General features: G+C 70.8%; 18 protein-coding genes. 10 read left to right on the forward strand and 8 right to left on the reverse strand.

Translation table 11 applies throughout. From position 1 onward, the window contains the following. Window positions 1-109 precede the first annotated feature (109 nt). Complete coding sequence (gene modA / locus ACO2Q3_RS03330) at window positions 110-892, forward strand: molybdate ABC transporter substrate-binding protein (protein WP_423305015.1); 783 nt, start codon at window positions 110-112, stop codon at window positions 890-892. Window positions 893-913: 21 nt separating this feature from the next. Here modA and ACO2Q3_RS03335 read toward each other — a convergent pair whose 3' ends face one another. Continuing rightward, entirely contained in the window at window positions 914-1,165 is a 252-nt protein-coding gene (locus ACO2Q3_RS03335; protein ID WP_423305016.1) for a DUF1272 domain-containing protein, read from the reverse strand. Between the two features lie 118 nt (window positions 1,166-1,283). Here ACO2Q3_RS03335 and carA point away from each other — a divergent pair, with 118 nt between their 5' ends. Beyond that, window positions 1,284-2,456 (forward strand): glutamine-hydrolyzing carbamoyl-phosphate synthase small subunit, encoded by a 1,173-nt coding sequence (gene carA / locus ACO2Q3_RS03340; protein ID WP_423305017.1) that lies wholly within the window; start codon window positions 1,284-1,286, stop codon window positions 2,454-2,456. Window positions 2,457-2,600: 144 nt separating this feature from the next. Here carA and ACO2Q3_RS03345 read toward each other — a convergent pair whose 3' ends face one another. Next, the gene (locus tag ACO2Q3_RS03345; RefSeq protein ID WP_423305018.1) at window positions 2,601-3,734 is read right to left on the reverse strand and encodes a hypothetical protein; all 1,134 of its coding nucleotides are present in this window, start codon (window positions 3,732-3,734) and stop codon (window positions 2,601-2,603) included. A 200-nt stretch (window positions 3,735-3,934) separates the two neighbouring features. On the opposite strand from ACO2Q3_RS03345, the gene carB reads away from it, so the two are divergent. Continuing rightward, window positions 3,935-7,225 (forward strand): carbamoyl-phosphate synthase large subunit, encoded by a 3,291-nt coding sequence (gene carB, locus ACO2Q3_RS03350; RefSeq protein WP_423305019.1) that lies wholly within the window; start codon window positions 3,935-3,937, stop codon window positions 7,223-7,225. Here the strand turns inward: carB and ACO2Q3_RS03355 are convergent. Beyond that, complete coding sequence (locus ACO2Q3_RS03355; RefSeq protein WP_423305020.1) at window positions 7,216-7,620, reverse strand: NUDIX hydrolase; 405 nt, start codon at window positions 7,618-7,620, stop codon at window positions 7,216-7,218. The two genes, carB and ACO2Q3_RS03355, sit on opposite strands and share 10 nt — an antisense overlap. Before the next feature lie 207 nt (window positions 7,621-7,827). Then, window positions 7,828-8,541 (reverse strand): haloacid dehalogenase type II, encoded by a 714-nt coding sequence (locus ACO2Q3_RS03360; protein WP_423305021.1) that lies wholly within the window; start codon window positions 8,539-8,541, stop codon window positions 7,828-7,830. 92 nt (window positions 8,542-8,633) lie between these two features. On the opposite strand from ACO2Q3_RS03360, the gene ACO2Q3_RS03365 reads away from it, so the two are divergent. From ACO2Q3_RS03365 to ACO2Q3_RS03380, 4 genes are all read left to right on the forward strand, one after another. Next, on the forward strand, window positions 8,634-9,446 hold the full coding sequence (locus ACO2Q3_RS03365) for a glycosyltransferase family 2 protein (RefSeq protein ID WP_423305022.1): 813 nt from the start codon (window positions 8,634-8,636) through the stop codon (window positions 9,444-9,446). Further along, window positions 9,443-10,195 carry a glycosyltransferase family 2 protein gene (locus ACO2Q3_RS03370; RefSeq protein ID WP_423305023.1) on the forward strand — a complete coding sequence of 251 codons (753 nt, stop codon included), beginning with the start codon at window positions 9,443-9,445 and terminating at the stop codon, window positions 10,193-10,195. The genes ACO2Q3_RS03365 and ACO2Q3_RS03370 overlap by 4 nt, the downstream gene beginning before the upstream one ends. Before the next feature lie 94 nt (window positions 10,196-10,289). Further along, complete coding sequence (locus ACO2Q3_RS03375) at window positions 10,290-11,072, forward strand: SDR family NAD(P)-dependent oxidoreductase (protein WP_423305024.1); 783 nt, start codon at window positions 10,290-10,292, stop codon at window positions 11,070-11,072. 106 nt (window positions 11,073-11,178) lie between these two features. Next, a complete protein-coding gene (locus ACO2Q3_RS03380; protein ID WP_423305025.1) occupies window positions 11,179-11,538 on the forward strand; it encodes a nuclear transport factor 2 family protein in 360 nt (119 codons plus the stop codon). Window positions 11,539-11,707: 169 nt separating this feature from the next. Here the strand turns inward: ACO2Q3_RS03380 and ACO2Q3_RS03385 are convergent, their stop codons facing one another. Then, window positions 11,708-13,972 carry an arylsulfatase gene (locus ACO2Q3_RS03385; protein ID WP_423305027.1) on the reverse strand — a complete coding sequence of 755 codons (2,265 nt, stop codon included), beginning with the start codon at window positions 13,970-13,972 and terminating at the stop codon, window positions 11,708-11,710. Further along, complete coding sequence (locus ACO2Q3_RS03390) at window positions 13,969-14,661, reverse strand: TetR/AcrR family transcriptional regulator (protein ID WP_423305028.1); 693 nt, start codon at window positions 14,659-14,661, stop codon at window positions 13,969-13,971. Before ACO2Q3_RS03390 ends, ACO2Q3_RS03385 begins: the two co-directional genes overlap by 4 nt. A gap of 77 nt (window positions 14,662-14,738) precedes the next feature. Here ACO2Q3_RS03390 and ACO2Q3_RS03395 point away from each other — a divergent pair, with 77 nt between their 5' ends. Next, window positions 14,739-15,893, forward strand: a complete 1,155-nt coding sequence (locus ACO2Q3_RS03395) for a glutathione S-transferase N-terminal domain-containing protein (protein ID WP_423305029.1) — start codon at window positions 14,739-14,741, stop codon at window positions 15,891-15,893. A 1-nt stretch (window position 15,894) separates the two neighbouring features. Here the strand turns inward: ACO2Q3_RS03395 and ACO2Q3_RS03400 are convergent, their stop codons facing one another. Continuing rightward, window positions 15,895-17,187, reverse strand: coding sequence for a UDP-N-acetylglucosamine 1-carboxyvinyltransferase (locus ACO2Q3_RS03400; RefSeq protein ID WP_423305030.1), 1,293 nt, complete (start codon window positions 17,185-17,187; stop codon window positions 15,895-15,897). A 78-nt stretch (window positions 17,188-17,265) separates the two neighbouring features. Continuing rightward, entirely contained in the window at window positions 17,266-18,063 is a 798-nt protein-coding gene (locus ACO2Q3_RS03405; RefSeq protein ID WP_423305031.1) for an arylamine N-acetyltransferase family protein, read from the reverse strand. A 157-nt stretch (window positions 18,064-18,220) separates the two neighbouring features. On the opposite strand from ACO2Q3_RS03405, the gene gcvA reads away from it, so the two are divergent. Both gcvA and greA read left to right on the forward strand, forming a co-directional pair. Continuing rightward, window positions 18,221-19,090 carry a transcriptional regulator GcvA gene (gene gcvA, locus ACO2Q3_RS03410; protein ID WP_423305032.1) on the forward strand — a complete coding sequence of 290 codons (870 nt, stop codon included), beginning with the start codon at window positions 18,221-18,223 and terminating at the stop codon, window positions 19,088-19,090. 121 nt (window positions 19,091-19,211) lie between these two features. Then, complete coding sequence (greA, locus tag ACO2Q3_RS03415; protein WP_423305033.1) at window positions 19,212-19,685, forward strand: transcription elongation factor GreA; 474 nt, start codon at window positions 19,212-19,214, stop codon at window positions 19,683-19,685. The last annotated feature ends 97 nt before the right edge of the window (window positions 19,686-19,782 follow it).

The following is a 19,782-nucleotide window of genomic DNA, read 5'->3' on the forward strand; positions in this document are numbered from 1 at the left end:
TCGCGGGCAGGCCGGAACCGGCGCCGCCGCGGATGTTTTGCCATGGTCATTCCCCACCGGCACGCTATGTTTCACCGTATATGGCTAGACCTCATGCCGGAGCGGTTTCTTGAAGCGCCTTCTGTCCCTGTTCGCCCTGATCATCGCCGTCGGCGCCGCCAGCCTCGCCGCGCCGGCCCGGGCGGACGCCCCGGTGACGGTGTTCGCCGCCGCCTCGCTGAAGAACGCCATGGACGAGGTGGGCAAGGCCTATGCGGCGCACGGCGCCGCGGCGCCGCGGATCTCCTACGGCGCCTCCTCGGCGCTGGCCCGGCAGATCGAACAGGGCGCGCCGGCCGATGTGTTCGTCTCCGCCGACGCCGACTGGATGACCTATCTGGACCAGAAGCGCCTGATCGTCGCCGCCACCCGCCGCGACGTGCTGACCAACCACCTGGCCCTGATCGCGCCGGCCGATTCTCACCTGATGCTGCGCATCGCCAGGGGCTTTCCCATCGCCCGCGCCCTGGGCGCCGGTCGCCTGGCCATGGCCGGTCCGGACGTGCCGGCCGGCAAGTACGGCCGCGCCTCGCTGACCGCGCTCGGCGTCTGGGACCAGGTGAAGGACAGGCTGGCGCCGGCCGACAACGTGCGCGCCGCCCTGGCCTTCGTGGCGCGCGGCGAGACGCCGCTGGGCGTGGTGTACGACACCGACGCCAAGGTCGAACCCAAGGTGCGCATCGTCGGCCTGTTCCCCGACGCCAGCCACCCGCCGATCGTCTATCCCGCGGCCCTGGTGCTGGCCTCGCACAACCCGGCCGCCGGCCGCTTCCTCGGCTTCCTGCAGGGGCCCGAGGCGTCCGCCATCTTCAGGAAGTACGGCTTCGTGATCCTGGCGCGGCCCGGCAGGTAGCCGTCCGGTGCGCGACTTCGGTCAGGCGGCCGTGCCGCACTGGGCATGGGCCTTGGTGAAGCGCTCGGCCTGGGCCGGATACTTCGCCAGCATCGCCGGCGGACGGATCGGCCGGGCGACCAGATCGCCACCGCAGTTGGGACAGACGCCGCCGAATCGGCTCTCCGCGCAGTCGGCGCAGAAGGTGCATTCGAAGGTGCAGATGCGCGCGTCCGCGGCCGCGGCCGGCAGATCCTTGTCGCAGCATTCGCAGTTCGGGCGTAAGGCCAGCATCGGCTCTCCTCCTGACGCGCCCTGACGGGTCCATCCGCCGCGGCGGGTGGCGCGTTGACCCGGCCGGCCAGAATCACTACCTACGCGGCCGTTTGCCCGCACGGAAGGAACTCCCGCGATGTCGCACGACCTGCTGCCCGGCGTCACCGGGGTCCTCGCCCTGGCGGACGGCACCATCATCCAGGGCCTCGGCGCCGGCGCGGAAGGCGACGCGGTGGGCGAGGTCTGCTTCAACACGGCGATGAGCGGCTACCAGGAGATCCTCACCGATCCCTCGTACATGGCCCAGATCGTCGCCTTCACCTTCCCCCACATCGGCAACGTCGGAACCAATTCCGACGACGTCGAGCAGGTGTCGGGCGCGGCCGAGACCGCCGCCCGCGGCGCGATCTTCCGCGACGTGCCCACCGACCCGGCCAACTGGCGGGCCAACTCCGATCTTGACGGGTGGCTGAAGCGCCGCGGCGTGATCGCGCTGGCCGGCATCGACACCCGGGCCCTGACCAAGGCGATCCGCGAGAAGGGCATGCCGCACGGCGTCATCGCCCACAGCCCCAAGGGCGAGTTCGACCTCGAGGCCCTGGTCGCCAAGGCCCGGGCGTGGTCCGGCCTGGAAGGCCTGGACCTGGCCAAGGACGCCACCTGCCTGCAGCCGTTCGAATGGGACGAGGGTCTCTACAGCTGGCCGGACGGCTATGCCTGGATGAACGGCGAGGACGCCCGGTACAACGTCGTGGTGGTCGACTACGGGGTGAAGCGCAACATCCTGCGCGCCCTGGCCTCGATCGGCGCGCGCATCAGCGTGGTGCCCGCCGACACCACCGCCGAAGACATCCTGGCGCGCGAGCCGGACGGGGTGCTGCTGTCCAACGGCCCGGGCGATCCCGCCGCCACCGGCAAGTACGCGGTGCCCGAGATTCGTCGCCTGGTCGCCAGCGGCACACCCGTGTTCGGCATCTGCCTGGGTCACCAGATGCTGGCCCTGGCGCTGGGCGCCCGGACGGTGAAGATGGAACAGGGCCACCACGGGGCGAACCACCCGGTCAAGGACCTGACCACCGGCAAGGTGGAGATCGTCTCCATGAACCACGGCTTCACCGTCGACCGCGACAGCCTGCCCGCCAACGTCGAGGAGACCCACGTCTCGCTGTTCGACGGCACCAACGCCGGCCTGGCGGTCAAGGACGCGCCGGTGTTCTCGGTGCAGCACCACCCGGAAGCCTCGCCGGGCCCGACCGACAGCCTGTACCTGTTCCAGCGCTTCGCCGCGCTGATGGACGGGCGCAAGTAAGCGCTCGCTTCACGCGATCGCTCCCCTCACCCAACCCTCTCCCCATTGGCATGGGGAGAGGGCTATTTTCGTGCAAGCCTTTGAACCTCAAAGCCCTCGCCCCCTTTGGGGGAGAGGGTTGGGTGAGGGGTGCGCGCCGGCCCTTCACACCCGCGGCTGCGTCTCGCCGAACCGCTTGACCAGGCCATCCACCATCGCTTCCGCCGCCGGCGAGACCTCGGCGACATAGGCCGCCGGGGTGGTACGGGCCTCGTAGCGCTTCACCGAGGTGGTGAAGGCGCCGACGCCGTTCATCGCCGAGAACACGCCGATGCCGGCCGAGATGGCGGCGGCGGCCTTGTCCCCGTTGGTGGTGGTGTTGGCGACCTCGAGCCCGTCGGACCCCAGCAGCACCGCGCGGTTGGCGCGCGCCACGGCGTTGCCGCCCCAGAAGCCGCGCTTCTTCTCGCTGGCCGGCGTCGCGCCGACGTAGCAGGCCTGGGGCATCAGGGCGATGGCGGCCGTGGAGTCGACCTTGGCCCAGTTCCCGCGCGTGCCGCGCCCGCCGAACAGCAGCTTGCGGTCGGAGGAATGCAGGCTGACGAAGTCGACGCCCAGTCGCCCCTCGACAAAGCGGGCGCCCAGCGCCGCGGCGATGTTGCCCTCCAGGGGTCCCAGCGAGTGCGGCAGGGCGCTGAAGAAGCCGGCGCGCTGGTCGTTCTGCTGCGCCAGCATCGGCAGGCCGCTGGCGCCGAAGATCTTGGAGTGCTGTTCGCCGACCTTCAGTTCCAGCGGCCCGCTGCGATCCCACCCCGGCAGCTTCATGAAGTCCGGGTCGGCCTTCATCTCGTCCAGGCTCAGCACCTCGAAGCCGGCGCCCCTCAGCCGGTCGACGTAGCGGCGATAGAGGGCGTCGGTGAGCGACTGCAGCAGGGCGTCGTCCTCCAGCGCCCCGGCCAGGGTCCAGACGACCACCTTCTGCGCCTGCCCCGAGTCGCCGATGTAGCCATGGGCGGTGGCCGAGGCGCGCGAGCGATGCACGAACTCGACCTGGAAACTGTAGGGCGCCAGCCGCGTCGTGCCGCTGGTCCCGCCGAACGATGGCTTGTTCAGGCTGGCGTCCACCGCCTCGCGGGCCAGGTCGTCGCCGGACATGGCCGGATCGAACGCCAGCGGCCCCGCGCCCCCGCCGCCACCCCGCAAGTTCAGCAGCGCCGCCGTCGCCGGCGGGGCCGCGCTCAGGGCGGCAAGGCCGACGGCGCTGGCGATCAGCTCACGGCGACTGGACGTGGTGGACATGGCAGGCTCCCCGGCTCCGGGCGCACCCCACGCGCCCGAGGGGAAGATCGGGGAAGGCGCGCGCGACCTCTTCCCCAAGAAGGGGGGCCGAGCGGGGTTGCGCCGGGCCGGCAGGGTCTCTAAACGGGCGCCTTAACCTGCAGTTTTGCTCCACCGAACGGCGCGCTCGGAAGCGCGGCCGTCCCTGCGCGCGAGAGACGATGCCCAAACGCACCGATATCAACTCCATCCTGATCATCGGCGCCGGCCCCATCGTCATCGGCCAGGCCTGCGAATTCGACTATTCGGGCGTGCAGGCGTGCAAGGCGCTGCGGGCCGAGGGCTACCGGATCATCCTGGTGAACTCGAACCCGGCGACGATCATGACCGACCCGGACGTGGCCGACGCGACCTACATCGAACCGATCACCCCGGAGATGGTGAAGAAGATCATCGCCATGGAGCGGCCGGACGCCCTGTTGCCGACCATGGGCGGCCAGACGGCGCTGAACACGGCGCTGGCCCTGGAAAGCGCCGGGGTGCTGAAGGAATACGGCGTCGAGATGATCGGCGCCCGGGCCGACGTGATCGACAAGGCCGAGGACCGCCAGAAGTTCCGCGACGCCATGGACGCCATCGGCCTGGAGAGCCCGCGCTCGCGCGTGGCGCATACCCTGGAGGAGGCGCTGGAGGCGCAGATCGACGTCGGCCTGCCGGCGATCATCCGCCCGTCCTTCACCCTGGCCGGGACCGGCGGCGGCATCGCCTACAACATGGAAGAGTTCCGCGAGATCGTCACCGGCGGCCTCGACCTGTCGCCGACGCACGAGGTGCTGATCGAGGAGAGCGTGCTGGGCTGGAAGGAGTACGAGATGGAGGTGGTCCGCGACAAGGCGGACAACTGCATCATCGTCTGCTCCATCGAGAACATCGACCCGATGGGGGTGCACACCGGCGACTCCATCACCGTCGCCCCGGCCCTGACGCTCACCGACAAGGAATACCAGCGCATGCGCGCCGCCTCGATCGCGGTGCTGCGCGAGATCGGCGTCGAGACCGGCGGCTCCAACGTGCAGTTCGCGGTGAACCCCGCGGACGGGCGCATGGTGGTGATCGAGATGAACCCGCGGGTGTCGCGCTCGTCGGCCCTGGCCTCCAAGGCCACCGGCTTTCCGATCGCCAAGGTCGCCGCGCGCCTGGCCGTCGGCTACACCCTGGACGAGCTGACCAACGACATCACCGGCGCGACGCCGGCCTCGTTCGAGCCCAGCATCGACTACGTCGTCACCAAGATCCCCCGCTTCGCCTTCGAGAAGTACCCGGGCTCCGAGCCCTACCTGACGACCCAGATGAAGTCGGTGGGCGAGGTGATGGCCATCGGCCGCACCTTCGCCGAGAGCCTGCAGAAGGCCCTGCGCGGCCTGGAAACCGGCCTGACCGGCCTGGACGAGATCGATATCCCCGGCGCCGACGATCCCGACACCGGCCGCGCCGCCGTGGTGCGGGCCCTGGGCATGGCCACGCCCGACCGGCTGCGGGTGATCGCCCAGGCCTTCCGCCACGGCCTGACCGTGGAGGAGATCAACGCCGCCTGCGCCTATGAACCCTGGTTCCTGCGCCAGATCGAGCATCTGGTGGCCGAGGAAAAGCGCCTGCGCGAGGGCGGGCTGCCGGCCGAGCCGGCCGCCCTGCGGCGCATCAAGGCGCTGGGCTTCTCCGACGCCCGGCTGGCCCACCTGACCGACCAGAGCGAGGCGCAGGTGCGCGGGGCGCGCCAGGCGCTGGGCGTGCGCCCAGTGTTCAAGCGCATCGACAGCTGCGCCGCCGAGTTCGCCGCGCTGACGCCGTACATGTACTCGACCTACGAGACCGGCTCCCTCGGCCAGCCGCCGGAGTGCGAGTCCGATCCGTCCGACAAGAAGAAGGCGATCATCCTCGGCGGCGGCCCCAACCGCATCGGCCAGGGCATCGAGTTCGACTACTGCTGCTGCCACGCGGCCTTCGCGCTGGACCAGATCGGCGTGGAGTCGATCATGGTCAACTGCAACCCGGAGACCGTCTCCACCGACTACGACACCTCCGACCGCCTGTACTTCGAGCCGCTGACGGCCGAGGACGTGCTGGAGCTGATCGCCGTGGAGCAGTCCAAGGGGACGCTGCTGGGCGTGATCGTGCAGTTCGGCGGCCAGACGCCGCTGAAGCTGGCGCATCCGCTGGAACAGGCCGGCATCCCGATCCTGGGCACCACGCCGGACGCCATCGACCTGGCCGAGGACCGCGAGCGCTTCCAGCAGCTGCTGCACCGGCTTGAGATCGCCCAGCCGATCAACGCTATTGCCCGCAGCGCCGAGGAGGCCTTCGACGGCGCCCGCCGCGTCGGCTTCCCGGTGGTGATCCGCCCGTCCTACGTGCTGGGCGGCCGGGCCATGGAGATCGTCCGCGACGAGGAACAGCTGGCCCGCTACATCCGCGACGCGGTGAAGGTCAGCGGCGACAGCCCCGTGCTGATCGACCAGTACCTGTCGCGCGCCACCGAGGTGGACGTCGACGCCCTGTGCGACGGCGAGGCGGTGTTCGTCGCCGGGGTGATGGAGCACATCGAGGAAGCCGGGGTGCACTCGGGCGACAGCGCCTGCTCCCTGCCGCCGTTCTCGCTGAAGGGCGAGACCATCGAGGAGCTGAAGCGGCAGACCGAGGCGATGGCCCGGGGCCTGAACGTGCGCGGCCTGATGAACGTGCAGTTCGCCATCGAGGAGCCGCACTCGGCCGCGCCGCGGATCTTCGTGCTGGAGGTCAATCCGCGCGCCAGCCGCACCGTGCCGTTCGTCGCCAAGACCATCGGCAAGCCGCTGGCCTCGATCGCCGCCAAGGTGATGGCCGGCGCCAAGCTCTCCGAGTTCGATCTGCAGGTGAACGAATACGACCATGTGGCGGTAAAGGAAGCGGTTTTCCCCTTCGCCCGCTTCCCCGGCGTCGACACCGTGCTGGGGCCGGAGATGCGCTCGACCGGCGAGATCATGGGCCTGGACTGGCGCCGGCCCGGCGAGGACGACATGGGGGCGGCCTTCGCGCGCGCCTTCGCCAAGAGCCAGCTGGGCGGCGGCACTGTCCTGCCGGCCTCCGGCGGCGTGTTCGTCTCGGTGAAGGACGCCGACAAGCCGTGGGTGCTGGAGCCGATCCGCATCCTGGTCGGCCGCGGCTTCCGCATCGTCGCCACCAGCGGCACGCACGGCTTCCTGGCCGAGAACGGCATCGAGGCGGAACTGGTCAAGAAGGTGCTGGAGGGCCGTCCACACATCGTCGACGCGATGAAGAACGGCGAGATCCAGCTGGTGTTCAACACCACCGAGGGCAAGCAGTCGCTGGAGGACAGCTTCTCCCTGCGTCGCAGCGCCCTGATGATGAAGATCCCCTACTACACCACCACCGCCGGGGCGCTGGCCGCCGCGCGCGCCATCGCCGCCCAGGCCGAGGGCACGCTGGAGGTGCGCTCGCTGCAGAGCTACGGCTGAGCGCGCAGCGCCGGCAGCACATGAAGCCTGAGGAGTGGGGCGAGGTCGTCCCGCTCCTCCTCCAGCGGCCGCCATTCGACGGCCTCTATTTCAGCGCGCGGCTGAGGCGTTTCGGATGAACCCCACTCGGCGGCGAACACGCTGGACAGCACCTTGCGCCCCGGCTCGTTGGCGGCCGGCGCGGTGAACTGGCCGAGCGGGCGCAGGCCCAGCGCGGCGACATCGACGCCCAGCTCCTCGTCCAGTTCCCGGCGCAGGCAATCCAGCGCGCCCTCCCCGCCCTCGAACTTGCCGCCCGGCAGCATGAACCGCGCCGTCCCGCGCTTGCGGACGACGAGCAAGGCGCCGGCCCGGACAAGGGCCAGGCCGGCGATGCGGATCGGCGGCGATTCCATCTGGGGATGAGAACGCGGCCGCGCGACGTCGGCAAGGCGCGTCCCCCACCTCGCACTTCCACTGTCATCCCGGACGGAGCGAAGCGGAGATCCGGGACCGCCGGAAACGGCGATTGGTGAGTTGTGACTAGCGCTGGCGCCTGCCGCGGTCCCGGATATCGGCTGCGCCGATTCCGGGATGACAGAAGGGAGGGGTCAGGGCTGCATTCAGCAGCCCAGCTTGTCCGCCAGCTCGGTGAAGCTGTCGGCCATCACGTCGTAGGCGTCAGGCGCCGGCCGGGCCCGGTCGGCCATGTGCGCGCCGAACTCCAGCGGCCGGTGCACATAGGCGGTGCGCAGGCCGCGGGTGGTCGCGGCGTCGAGGTCGTAGGTATGGCAGGCGGTCATCAGCACCTGGTCGGGCTTGAGGCGCAGCAGCGCCACCGCCCGGTCGTAGGCCTGCGGCTCGGGCTTGTAGGCGCCGGCGATCTCGGCGCCCAGGATCACGTCCCAGGGCAGGCCGGCGCGCCGGGCCATGTTCACCGTCAGGGCGACGTTGCCGTTCGACAGGGTGGCCAGGATGAACCTGCGCTTCAGCCGGGTGAGGCCCTCGACCACGTCCGGCCAGGGGTCCAGCCGATGCCAGGCGAAGTTCAGCTCATCGACCTCGTCGTCGCTCAGGCCGCCGACGCCCCGTTCCTGCAGCAGGCCGACCAGGTTCTCGCGGTGCAGGTCGTCGAGGATGGTCCAGGGCCGCTCGCCGCTGCGCACCTGGGCCATGGCCGGCGCGTAGCGGGCGCGCCAGCCGTCGGCGAAGTCGCCCCAGTCGAGGCTCACGCCCTTGGGCGCCAGCAGGGCCTCGGCCTCGCGGGCCACGCCGGAGCGCCAGTCCACCACGGTGCCGAACACGTCGAAGGTCAGGGCTTGGATGTCGGAAGGCATGCCCTCATTGACACCGCGCTCCGCCGGGGGGCAAGCCCATGGCGAGGCCTTAGGGCAGGGACTTTGGGGCAAGGACCTTGGGGCGGGGGCTCGTGGCGTCGATCAGCGTGGTCATCACCTGCAAGGGCCGCCTGGAGCACCTGCGCCAGACTCTGCCGCTGGTCGCCCGCCACCTGCCGGACGCCGAGCTGATCCTGGTCGACTACGACTGCCCGGACCGCTGCGGCGACTGGGCCGAGGCGAACGTCCCGGGCGCCCTGGTGGTGCGCGTTCGCAACCGGCCGACCTTCAACCTCGCCAAGGCGCGCAACCTCGGCATCGCCCGGGCGAGCGCGCCCTGGCTGCTGCTCGCCGACGCGGACGTGCTGTTCAACGCCCCCCTGCCCCCTGCCCTGGCGGCTTTGATGGGCGCGCCGGCCATCCTGCTGCCCGATCCCCGGCCGCCGGAGCTGTTCGGCACGATCCTGGTCCCCCGCGCCGACGCCCTGGCCATCGGTGGCTACGACGAGACGTTCGAGGGCTGGGGGGTCGAGGACGAGGACTTCCTGATGCGCCTGGAGCAGCGTGGGCTTGCCCGTCGGAGATTCCAGGGCGACGCCATCGCGGCGATCACCCACGACGACGCCCTGCGCAGCCGCTTTCACGACCGGGGGCGCGCCCTGTCCTGGACGCTGAACTGCCTCTATCTCGACGCCAAGCGCGACCTGATCCGGCTGGATCAGCGGCTGTCGGCCCGGGGGCGTCAGGCCCTGTACGAGGCGCTGCGCAACGAACTCGACCGGGCCGCCAGTCAGGGCGACGCGGTGCGACAGCAGATCCACTTTCGCCGCGAGCGGATCGGCGATCTGGAGGTGTCGAGCGCCCTGGCCTATGCCGCCGAGCTCGATCCGGCGCCGACGGCATGAGCGCCCCGGTCGTCAGCCTGATCGTCCAGGCCTCTGCCGCCGCACGGCTGGCGCTGCTGCTGCCGGGGCTCGCGGCGCAGCAGCCGGCGGCGCAGGTGGTGGTGGTGGTCGCCGGCGGCGATGCGGCGGGCGTCGCGGCCGTCCTCCAGGCGCAGGCTCCCGCCGCCGCCCTGATCGCGTGCGAGGCGGAGGTCGGCTTTTGCCGGGCGCGCAATCTCGGCGCGGCGGCGGCCAGCGCCCCCTGGCTGTTCTTCCTGGACGAGGGCGTCGGCCTGCAGCGGTCGCTGGCGATCCGGCCACAGGCGGGGATGTTCCTGTCGGCGCCCGGCCCCGAGGATTGCGCCCTGCTGGTCGCCGCCGACGACTTCCGAAGGGCGGACGGCTACGATGAGACGTTCGCCGACCCGGACGCCGCGCAGGCCGACCTACTGCAGCGTCTCACGCAGGCCGGCGTGAAGCCTGCCGTCCTGCCGATCCACGGCCTGGCGCGGCTGCACCGCGCCGGCGCGCCGCCGGCGCGCACGCCCGACGAGAGGCTCTACCAGCGGATCAAGGCGGACCTGGTGGGGCTGGGCGCGCCGCCGGACGCGGCCTCGCGGCAGGCGCTGCACGCGGAGATTTGCGCGACCCTGGTCCGGGCGGCGGAAAGCGGCGGTGTCGCCGACCTGCACGTCCACTTCCGCCACGCCCGCGCCGGGGCCAGCGCCGCGCGCACCAGCCTGACCTACAGCGTCCGGCCGGCGGGGTAACGCCTGTCGAACTGCCGCTAGGGAAGACTTGGCGCGGCGGCGCCGGCGTGTAGAAGCGATGGCGACAAGCAGAATTCGCCAGAGGGAGAACGACATGGGACGGGTAGCGGGCAAGGTCGCGCTGGTGACGGGCGGGGCGAGCGGCATCGGCCGCGGGTGCGCGGAGCTGCTGGCCCAGGAAGGCGCCAGCGTCGTCATCACCGACCTGCAGGACGACAAGGGCCAGGCCCTGGTGGCCGAGATCACGGCCGCCGGCGGCAAGGCGCGCTACCTGCACCAGGACACCACCAGCGAGGAAGGCTGGGTCTCGGTGATCGCCGACATCGCCGCCGCCGAGGGCCGCCTCGACATCCTGGTCAACAACGCCGGCATCGCCATCACCGCCCTGTCGATCACCGAGATGAGCCTGGCCGACTGGCGCAAGCAGCAGGCGGTCAACGTCGAGGGCGTGTTCCTGGGGATCAAGCATTCGCTGCCGCTGATGCGGAAGGCCGGCAACGGCGGCTCGATCATCAACATGTCGTCGGTGGCCGGGCTGAAGGGCTCGCCGACCCTGGCCGGGTACTGCGCCACCAAGGGGGCGGTGCGCCTGTTCACCAAGGCCATCGCCATGGAATGCGCCAACGCCAAGGATGGGGTGCGGGTCAACTCGGTCCACCCCGGCATCATCGAGACGCCGATCTGGGAAGCGATCATCCCGGCCGGCGGCGCCAACACCCCGCCGGACCTCGACGCCATGTCGACGATGGCCGTGCCGCTGGGGGTCAAGGGCGTGCCGCTGGACATCGCCAACGGCGTGCTGTGGCTGGCCTCGGACGACAGCCGCTATGTCACCGGCATGGAGATGGTGATCGACGGCGGGCTGTCCGTCCGCTGATCTGCGGCAGATGACCTGGCGGGTAATCGCCAGGCCGCCTGAAGCGGGCGAGGCTCCTTCCGGTCGGCGGCGCGCAGGGCGCCGTCCCAGCGTAGGAGCCTCCCTGATGAGCAACGCCCAGACTCTCGCCGAACAGTACATCGCCGCCTGGAACGAGACCGACGCCCAGCGGCGCCGGGCGATCGTCGCCGGCTCGTGGGCCGAGGACGCCGCCTATGTCGACCCCATGATGACCGGCGCCGGCCACGACGGCATCGCCGCCATGATCGGCGGGGCGCAGGCGCAGTTCCCCGGCTTCCGCTTCAGCCTGATCAGCAAGGTCGACACCTACGGCGACAGGATGCGCTTCAGCTGGGGCGCGGGGCCCGCCGGCGCCGCGCCGGTGGTGGAAGGCACCGACTTCATCGTCGTGGCGAACGACCGGCTGAAGTCGGTGACCGGCTTCCTGGACAAGATCCCGGGCTGACCGCGGATTCTCGTCCCTCCTCTCTGTCATCCCGGAATCCGCGCAGCGGATATCCGGGACCGCGGCAAGCGCCGGCGCCCGCTACGGCGGGCAAATCTCGGCGTTTCCGGCGATCCCGGATAAGGCGCTCGCGCGCCTTTCCGGGATGACAGCGGGGTTTGTGGCGGACCTACTGCTGGGTCATCTCCGCCCGCACCCGGGCCTTGACCTCGCCGGAGGGCATCTCGGTGGGGATCTGGAACACCACCTTGGCGATGGCGCCCGGATAGGTGAAGGGCGCGGCGTAGTCGTGGGTCACCGGCGACAGGCTGCGGCCGAGATCCATGCCGGTCGACGAGATCAGGAACAGCAGCCGCGGCACATGTCCGGACGCCGCCGCCTGGCCGTCGACCAGCAGCGCGATGTCGCCGCCGCCGTCCGGCCGGCGGTCCACCTGCACCGTCACCTCGTGCGCACCCGGCGCCAGCGGCGCTGGCGCCACCAGCCGGGTGTGGTCATGGAAGCTGTTGTAGTCGAACACCAGCCGCCCATCCTTGACCATCAGCACGAAGCCGCTGTTGGCGCTGCCCCGGGCGATCAGCGCCCCGTCGCCCCCGCCGGGCGGGTGCTCCAGGGTGGTGGTCATGGTCCAGCCGCGCGCCACCGGCGGGCAGGCGTCGCTGACCAGGTGCGAGAGCGGCGGATAGTAGACGAACCGCGTGCGCGAGGTCGGCAGGCCGGGCCGCATCGAAGCGCGGAACAGGGCGAAGGCGCCGCGGTCGTCCAGCGGCAGCACGCCGTGAGCCTCCGCCTCGGCCCACCACAGGTCGACCATCTCCTTCAGCTTCTCGGGATGGCTGGAGGCCAGGTCGTCGTACTCGGAGAAGTCGTCCGACAGCCGGTAGAGCTCCCAGCGATCCTCGTCGAAGGGCACGCCCGGCTCGTGGTGGGTGACGGCCTTCCAGCCGTCCTTCCAGATGCCGCGGTGGCCCAGCATCTCGAAGTACTGCGCGCCGCGCTCGAGGCTGGCGTCGCCGGCCTCGAAGGTCGGCGCCAGGCTGACCCCGTGCACCGGCATCTGCGGCACGCCGGCCACCACCTGCGGCGTCTCGATCCCAAGGGCGTCGAGGATGGTCGGGGCCACGTCGATGGCGTGGCAGAACTGGTCGCGCGTCTCGCCCGCGGCCTTGATCCCCGCCGGCCAGTGCATCACCAGCGGATCGCGCACGCCGCCGCCGTGGGTGTTCTGCTTGTACCACTTCAGCGGGGTGTTGCCGGCCTGGGCCCATCCCCAGGGGATGTTGCAGTGGCTGTCCGGGCCGCCGATGTCGTCCAGGCGCTTGACCGCCTCGTCGACGCTCTCGCGCATGCCGTTGAACCACTTCATCTCGTCGAGCACACCGGTGGCGCCGCCTTCCTGGCTGGCGCCGTTGTCCGACAGCACCAGGAACAGGGTGTTGTCCCATTGGCCGATCGATTTCAGGAACTCCGCCAGCCGGCCGATCTGGTGATCGGTGTGCTCCAGCATGGCGGCGAAGGCCTCCTGCAGGCGGGCGGCGAACTTCTGCTCGTTCTCGCTGAGATCGGCCCAGGGGCGGACGCCAGGGTTGTGCGGGGCCAGCCTGGTGTCCGGCGGGACGATGCCCATCGCCTTCTGCCGGGCGAACCATTCGTCGCGGGCCACGTCCCAGCCGGCGTCGAACTTGCCGCGATACTTGTCGAGATAGGCCTGCGGCGCCTGGTGCGGCGAGTGCATCGCCCCGAACGCCAGATACAGGAAGAACGGCCGCTCGGGCACCAGCGAGGTCAGGTCGCGCACCATGCCGCAGGACCGGTCCACTATGTCCTCCGACACGTGGTAGCCGTCCTGCGGCCCGGCGGGCGGGTCGACGAAGTGGTTGTCGTGCGTCAACTCCGGATAGAACTGGTCGGTCTCGCCCTGCAGGAAGCCGTAGTAGCGATCGAAGCCCTTCTGCAGCGGCCAGTTGGTGAAGGGTCCCGCGGCGGTGCACTCGCTCATCGGGGCCAGGTGCCACTTGCCGGCGGCGAAGGTGGCGTAGCCGTTGTCGCGCAGGATCTCCGCCAGGGTCGCCGAGGACCGCGGCACGGCGCCGCGCATGTTCGGAAAGCCGGTGTCGAAGTTGGAGATCGCCCGCATGCCCACCGCGTGGTGGTTGCGTCCGGTCAAGAGGCAGGCGCGGGTCGGCGAGCACAGGGCGGTGGTGTGGAAGCCGGTGTAGCGCAGGCCGCCCGCCGCCAGGGCGTCGATGTTCGGGGTGGCGATGGTCGAGCCGTAGCAGCCGAAGTGCGAGAAGCCGGTGTCGTCGAGCACGATCAGCACCACGTTGGGCGCGTCCTTGCGGAACTTCGGCCCCGGCCACCAGGGCTTGGAGTCGGCGAAGGTCCGGCCGATGACGCCTTGGAAGTCCTCTCCCGAGGGCGGCTTGATGCTCATGTCTGGGGTCCTCTCCCGATGGTCTTCTTGTCGACTGGGGGCTGATCAGGGGGCGCGGCGAGAAGGCCGGCGGCGCCGTAGGTGGCCAGGTCCTCGACCAGGGTCGCCATGCCCGCGGCCGTGCGCTGCGCCGGCGGCGTGTCACGCACCCAGCGGGCCATGGCGAACACCACGCTGTCGCGCATCCATTCCATGCGCCGGGCGATCAGCCTGGCCGGCAGGCGACCGGCGGCGGCCGCCGCCTCGATGCGCGCGCGCGCCAGCCGCAGGCCCGACAGGTTCTCGCCGCGCACCTGCCGCTCGCCCAGCAGCTGCGGATGGAAGGTGACCTGCGCCAGGATCGACAGGTAATCCGGCCCCCACGGCTCCTCGACCACGGTCTGGCCCAGGGCGGCGATGTCGGCGCGGACGATGGCCAGCACCCCGCCCTCGGCGTCGGCGGCGGCCAGCAGCGCGTGGCGGCGGGCGTTGATGGGGGCGAGGCGGCGGTCGAGCACCGCCTCCAGCACCCCGGCCCGCGATCCGAAATGATAATGCAGCGCCGAGCGGTTCTTCTGGCCGCTCTCGGCGACGATGGCGGTCAGGGCGACGTTCTCGACGCCTTGCTCGGCGAACAGCCGCTCGGCCGTCGCCAGCAGATCGTCGACCGTCCCGGCCGCATCCTGCCGCCTGGCTCGTGCGCTTGCCACGCCGGCGCCTCCCATTTAATACGTCGTATTAGATCGGCGTGGCGCACAGCGTCAAGACGCCGGGGGAGGGCCACGGGATGGCGCACACGGATACGGGCGCGGGCGCGCAGCCGATCATTCTCTACGCCATGCCGGGCTCGCTCTATTCGGCCAAGGCGCGCGCCTATCTGCGCAAGCAGCGGCTGGCGGTCGAGGAGCGGGTCCCCGGCGACCCGCGGTTCGAGGCCGTGGTCCAGGCGGTGGGCCGCTGGATCATTCCCGTGGCGCAGATGCCGGACGGCGCGATGGTGCAGGATTCCTCGGCGATCATCGACGCCGTCGAGGCCGCCGGCCTGGCGCGGCTATCGGCCTATCCGGCCGACCCCGTGGCCCGGGTGCTGGCGCTGATCTTCGAGCTGTTCGGCGGCGAGGGGATGGTGCGGCCGGCGATGCACTACCGCTGGAACTTCGACGCCGACAACCTGGCCTTCATCGGCCGCGACTTCGTCAATGGCCTGAAGCCGGGCGCCGGCCCGGAAGAGGCGGAAGCGGTGTTCGCCGCCTCGAGCGGGCGCATGCGCCGGGCGGCGGAAGCCTTCGGGGTGACGCCGCAGACCTTCGCCGCGGTGGAGGCCAGCTATCTGAAGCTGCTCGACCTGCTCAACGCCCACTTCGCCACCCGCCCCTACCTGCTGGGCGCGACGCCGAGCCTCGGTGACTATGGCCTGATCGCGCCGCTGCACGCCCACCTGTCGCGCGACCCGCACCCGGCGGCGATCATGAAGACCCGGGCGCTGCACGTCTGGCGCTGGGTCGAGCGGATGACGTCGCCGGACATCGACGCCGGCGAGTTCTGCGGCCGCACCGAATACGGCGAGCCGGCCAGCGACACGCTGAAGGCGCTGCTGGCCTTCGTCGCCGAGGACTATCTGCCGGAACTGCAGGCGATGACCGCCTGGATCGACGCCTGGCTGGACACCCAGGACCCGGCCGTGCTCGGGGCCGCCCCGATCCGGCGGGCCATCGGGCGGATGACCTTCACCTGGCGTGGCCAGGACATCACGGTGGGCGTGTTCCCCTACCGCCTCTACCTGCTGCAGCGGGTGCAGGACGCCGCTGACGCCCTCTCGCCGGCAGAGCACGGCGCGTTGTCGGCGTTGCTGTCCGGCGCCGGCCTGACGCCGCTGCTGCGCCTGCGGACCCGCCGACGAGTGGAGCGCCGCGACAACGCCGAGTGGTGGGCGCCCGTCTAGTTCAGTCCGCCCACTCCACATCCGCGCCCATGGCGATCAGGTTTTCCACGAAGTGCGGGTGGGCGCGGCGGATCGGGTCGGCGTTGAGGATGGTCGACTGGCCCTCGATCGAGGCGGCCACCATCATCAGGGCGATGGACACGCGGATGATATAGGGGCTTTCCACCTTGGCCGGGCCCAGCTGCTTGCCGCCGAAGGTGATCACCCGGTGCGGGTCGCACTGCAGGGCGTGGGCGCCGAACTTGGCCAGTTCCGAGGTCCAGCCCAGGGCCCCCTCGTAGACCTTGTTCCAGTACAGCATCTCGCCCTCGGCGCAGGCGCCCAGGGCGACGAAGATCGGCAGCAGGTCCACCGGCAGGTAGGGCCAGGGCGCCGCCTCGACCTTCTGCAGGATGTAGGACGTGAACGGCGGCTTGATGCGCAGCGGCCCGTCGGCCGTCGCGGTCGACCAGCCGTCCTCGTGCGTCACCGTCACCCCGAACTTGCCGAACGTGCGGTCGATCAGCGGAAACATCTCCGGCTGGGCGTTCTTCACCGTGATCTGGCCGCCGGTGATGGCCCCCAGCGCCAGGAAGGTGGCGATCTCGTGGAAGTCCTCGGCGAAGGTGTAGTCCGCCCCGCCCAGCTTCTCGACCCCGGTCACGGCCAGGCGGCTGGTCCCCTCGCCCTGGATCCGCGCCCCCATCAGCTTCAGGAAGCCGCAGAACTCCTGCACGTGCGGCTCCGAGGCGGCGTTCATCAGCAGCGACGAGCCGGCGGCCATGACGGCGCAGAGGGCGAAGTTCTCGGTGGTGGTGACGCTGGCGTAGTCCAGCCAGTGGCTGGCCGGCCGGAACAGGCCGTCGCGGAACAGGGCCAGCGCCCCCTCCTCACCCTCCACGCGCACGCCGAAGGTCTGGAACACCTCGATGTGCGGGTCGATCTCCCGCGCGCCCAGGGTGCAGCCCTTCACCTCGCCCTCCAGCCGCGCCTCGCCGAAGCGGGCGATCAGCGGCGGGATCAGCATGATCGACGAGCGCATGCCCTCCGGCAGGCGGGCGGCGGAGACGTTGGTCGCGCCGGCGTGGCAGACCTTCAGCACGCCGGTGGCGAAGTCCATCTCGACCCGGCTGCCCAGGGCCTCGAACAGCTCCAGGATCTTGCGCGCATCGGTGATGTCGGGAACCCCGCGCAGGATCACCTCCTCGTCCGTCAGCAGGGTCGCGCAGAGGATCGGCAGGACCGCGTTCTTGTTGGCCGAGGGCCGCACGCGGCCGGTGAGGCGGCGGCCGCCCCGAACGATCAGATTGCTCAAGGAAGGAGTGTCCGAAGCTGGGAGGGAGGCGGGAAGGCGGGAGGCGGTGAAGGACTGGGGCTGCGATCTAACATCATTTCAGGCGCTGGCGATGGCCTCGATCATCGGCCGCCATCCCGGGTCGGGACGAAGGCCGAAGTCCTCCACCAGTGATCGCTGCAGACCGTCGGCGTCGAGACGGCGCAGCTGCGTCGCCTGGCCCGGCCGGCGCACGGCCAGATGGTTGTCGGTCAGCACGTAGCGCGCGTCGATCAGCGTGCGGGCGACGACGATGTGCCGGCGGAAGGCGGAGCTGGGATGGGTGGAGATGAACCAGTTGGCGCACTCGATGTCGGCCATGGCCTGCGGCGCCGCGACGAGGTCGCACACCGGGCGCCAGGCGTCGCCGATCAGCACCTCCTGGCGCAGCTCACGGCCCCGCCCGACCAGGCGGCGCGGCTCGAACGCGGTCTGCTGCGGCCCCCGGGCATCCAGCCGCAGGGGCGCGGTCTGCATGCAGCCGCCGAAGCCCACGTCCGCCAGCCACCAGGCGCCGTCCGCCCGCACCCGCAGCGCCATGTGCGTGCGCGCCTGCACGTCGTCGGGCGACCGGTTCCAGCGCGAGCGGGCGATCAACGGCTCGGCCTCGAAGCCGATGGCGCGCAGCACGCGCAGGAACAGGCTGTTCTGCTCGAAACAGTAGCCGCCGCGGCGGCCGTGGATCAGCTTGGCGTCCACGGCGTGCGGCTCCAGACGGACCGGCCGCCCCAGCCAGACGTCCAGGGTCTCGAACGGGATCGCCGCGGGATGCAGCCGGTGCAGGGTCTGCAAGGTCTCCAGCATCGGCCGACCGGGACCCGCGTAGCCAACCCGCGCGAAATAGGCCTCCAGATCCAAGTCCCCCTCCAGCGGCAGCCAGCCATGAGCACAGTTCGCATGGCGGTCGTGACGCCGCTGCAGCGATCCCTTGTATTTGTTATGATCGCCAGTCTTGGCTGGCCTAGGCAAACGATGCTTTCTGGCACATCGCCATGAATTGGATTCGAGGCTCACGATGACGCCCGCTGCCCTGCCGCTGAACGCCCTGCGCGCCTTCGAGGCTGCGGCGAGGCATCTCAGCTTCACCCGCGCGGCCGACGAACTGTGCGTCACCCAGGGGGCGGTCAGCCACCAGGTCCGCGCGCTGGAGGCGCGGCTCGGCGTGACCCTGTTCCGCCGCATGGCCCGCGGCCTTGCCCTGACCGACGAGGCGGAGGCGCTGATTCCGGCGCTGTCGCAGGCGTTCGGCCGCATCGGCGACCTGCTGGACGAGGTGCAGGCGGGCAAGGCGCACCAGGCCCTCACGCTCGGGGTGGTCAACACCTTCGCGGTCGGCTGGCTTCTGCCCCGGCTGGACGCCTTCCGCGCCGCCTGGCCGTTCATCGACCTGCGCCTGCGCACGCACAACAACAAGGTGGACCTGCTGGCCGAGCGGCTGGACGGCGCCATCCAGTTCGGCGACGGGGTCTGGCCTGGACTTGAGGCGCAGCCGCTGATGCACGGCGCCCTGTCGCCGCTGTGCTCGCCCCGGCTGGCGCGGGGCCTCGGCGGCCCGGCGGACCTCGCCCAGCTCCCCCTGCTGCGCTCCTACCGCGCCGACGAGTGGCCGCGCTGGTTCCGCGCCGCCGGGATCGAGCCGCCGCCGATGAAGGGGCCGCAGTTCGATTCGTCGATCGCCATGGTCGCCGCGGCGCAGCAATCGGCGGGCGTCGCCCTGGCCCCGCCGGCCATGTTCGCCTACGACATCCGGGGCGGGCGGCTGGTGCAACCCTTCGACATCAGCGTTCAGACGGGGGCCTACTACCTCACCCGCGTCGCTGGCCGCCCGGCCTCCGAAGCGTTGCAGGCCTTTACCGCCTGGGTCCTGGCGCAGGGGGCCGAATGAGGGGCGCCCCGACCGGCGGCTTGTAAATTGTCGGCCCAGCCCCTATCCTCTTACCCCCCGGACGTCCGCGCCCGCGGCCGGATTTTGGATTCCTCCCAGGGGCGATTGAGCTAACAGCCGAATGGAAAAAGTGCCCATGACCGCCGAGGGCTATCAGGCTCTCGACGATGAACTGAGGCGTTTGAAGACGCAGGAGCGACCGGCGGTGATCGCCGCGATCGCCGAAGCGCGGTCGCATGGCGACCTTTCGGAAAACGCCGAGTACCACGCCGCCAAGGAGCGGCAGGGCTGGATCGAGGGGCGCATCGCCGAGATCGAGGACAAGATCGCGCGCGCCCAGGTGATCGACGTATCCAAGCTCTCCGGCACGCAGATCAAGTTCGGCGCCACGGTCAGCGTGGTCGACGAGGACACCGAGGAACAGGCCAAGTACCAGATCGTCGGCGAACACGAAGCCGACGTGCGGGCGGGCAAGGTGTCCATCGCCTCGCCGATCGCGCGCGCCATGATCGGCAAGGAATCCGGTGACGTCGTCGAGGTGAACACCCCCGGCGGCGTGAAGGCCTACGAGATCCTCAAGGTCGAGTGGGTCTAGGGGCGCAGGCCCCTTTCGCCGCGCCTCGCCGCCGCGCCCGCGCGGCCGTCCCGATATTCAGGAACCCGCGAGATGGCGTCGCGCGCGGCGGCGGAGC

The sequence above is a fragment of the Caulobacter sp. KR2-114 genome (assembly GCF_049446115.1).
Classification (GTDB): Bacteria; Pseudomonadota; Alphaproteobacteria; order Caulobacterales; family Caulobacteraceae; genus Acaudatibacter.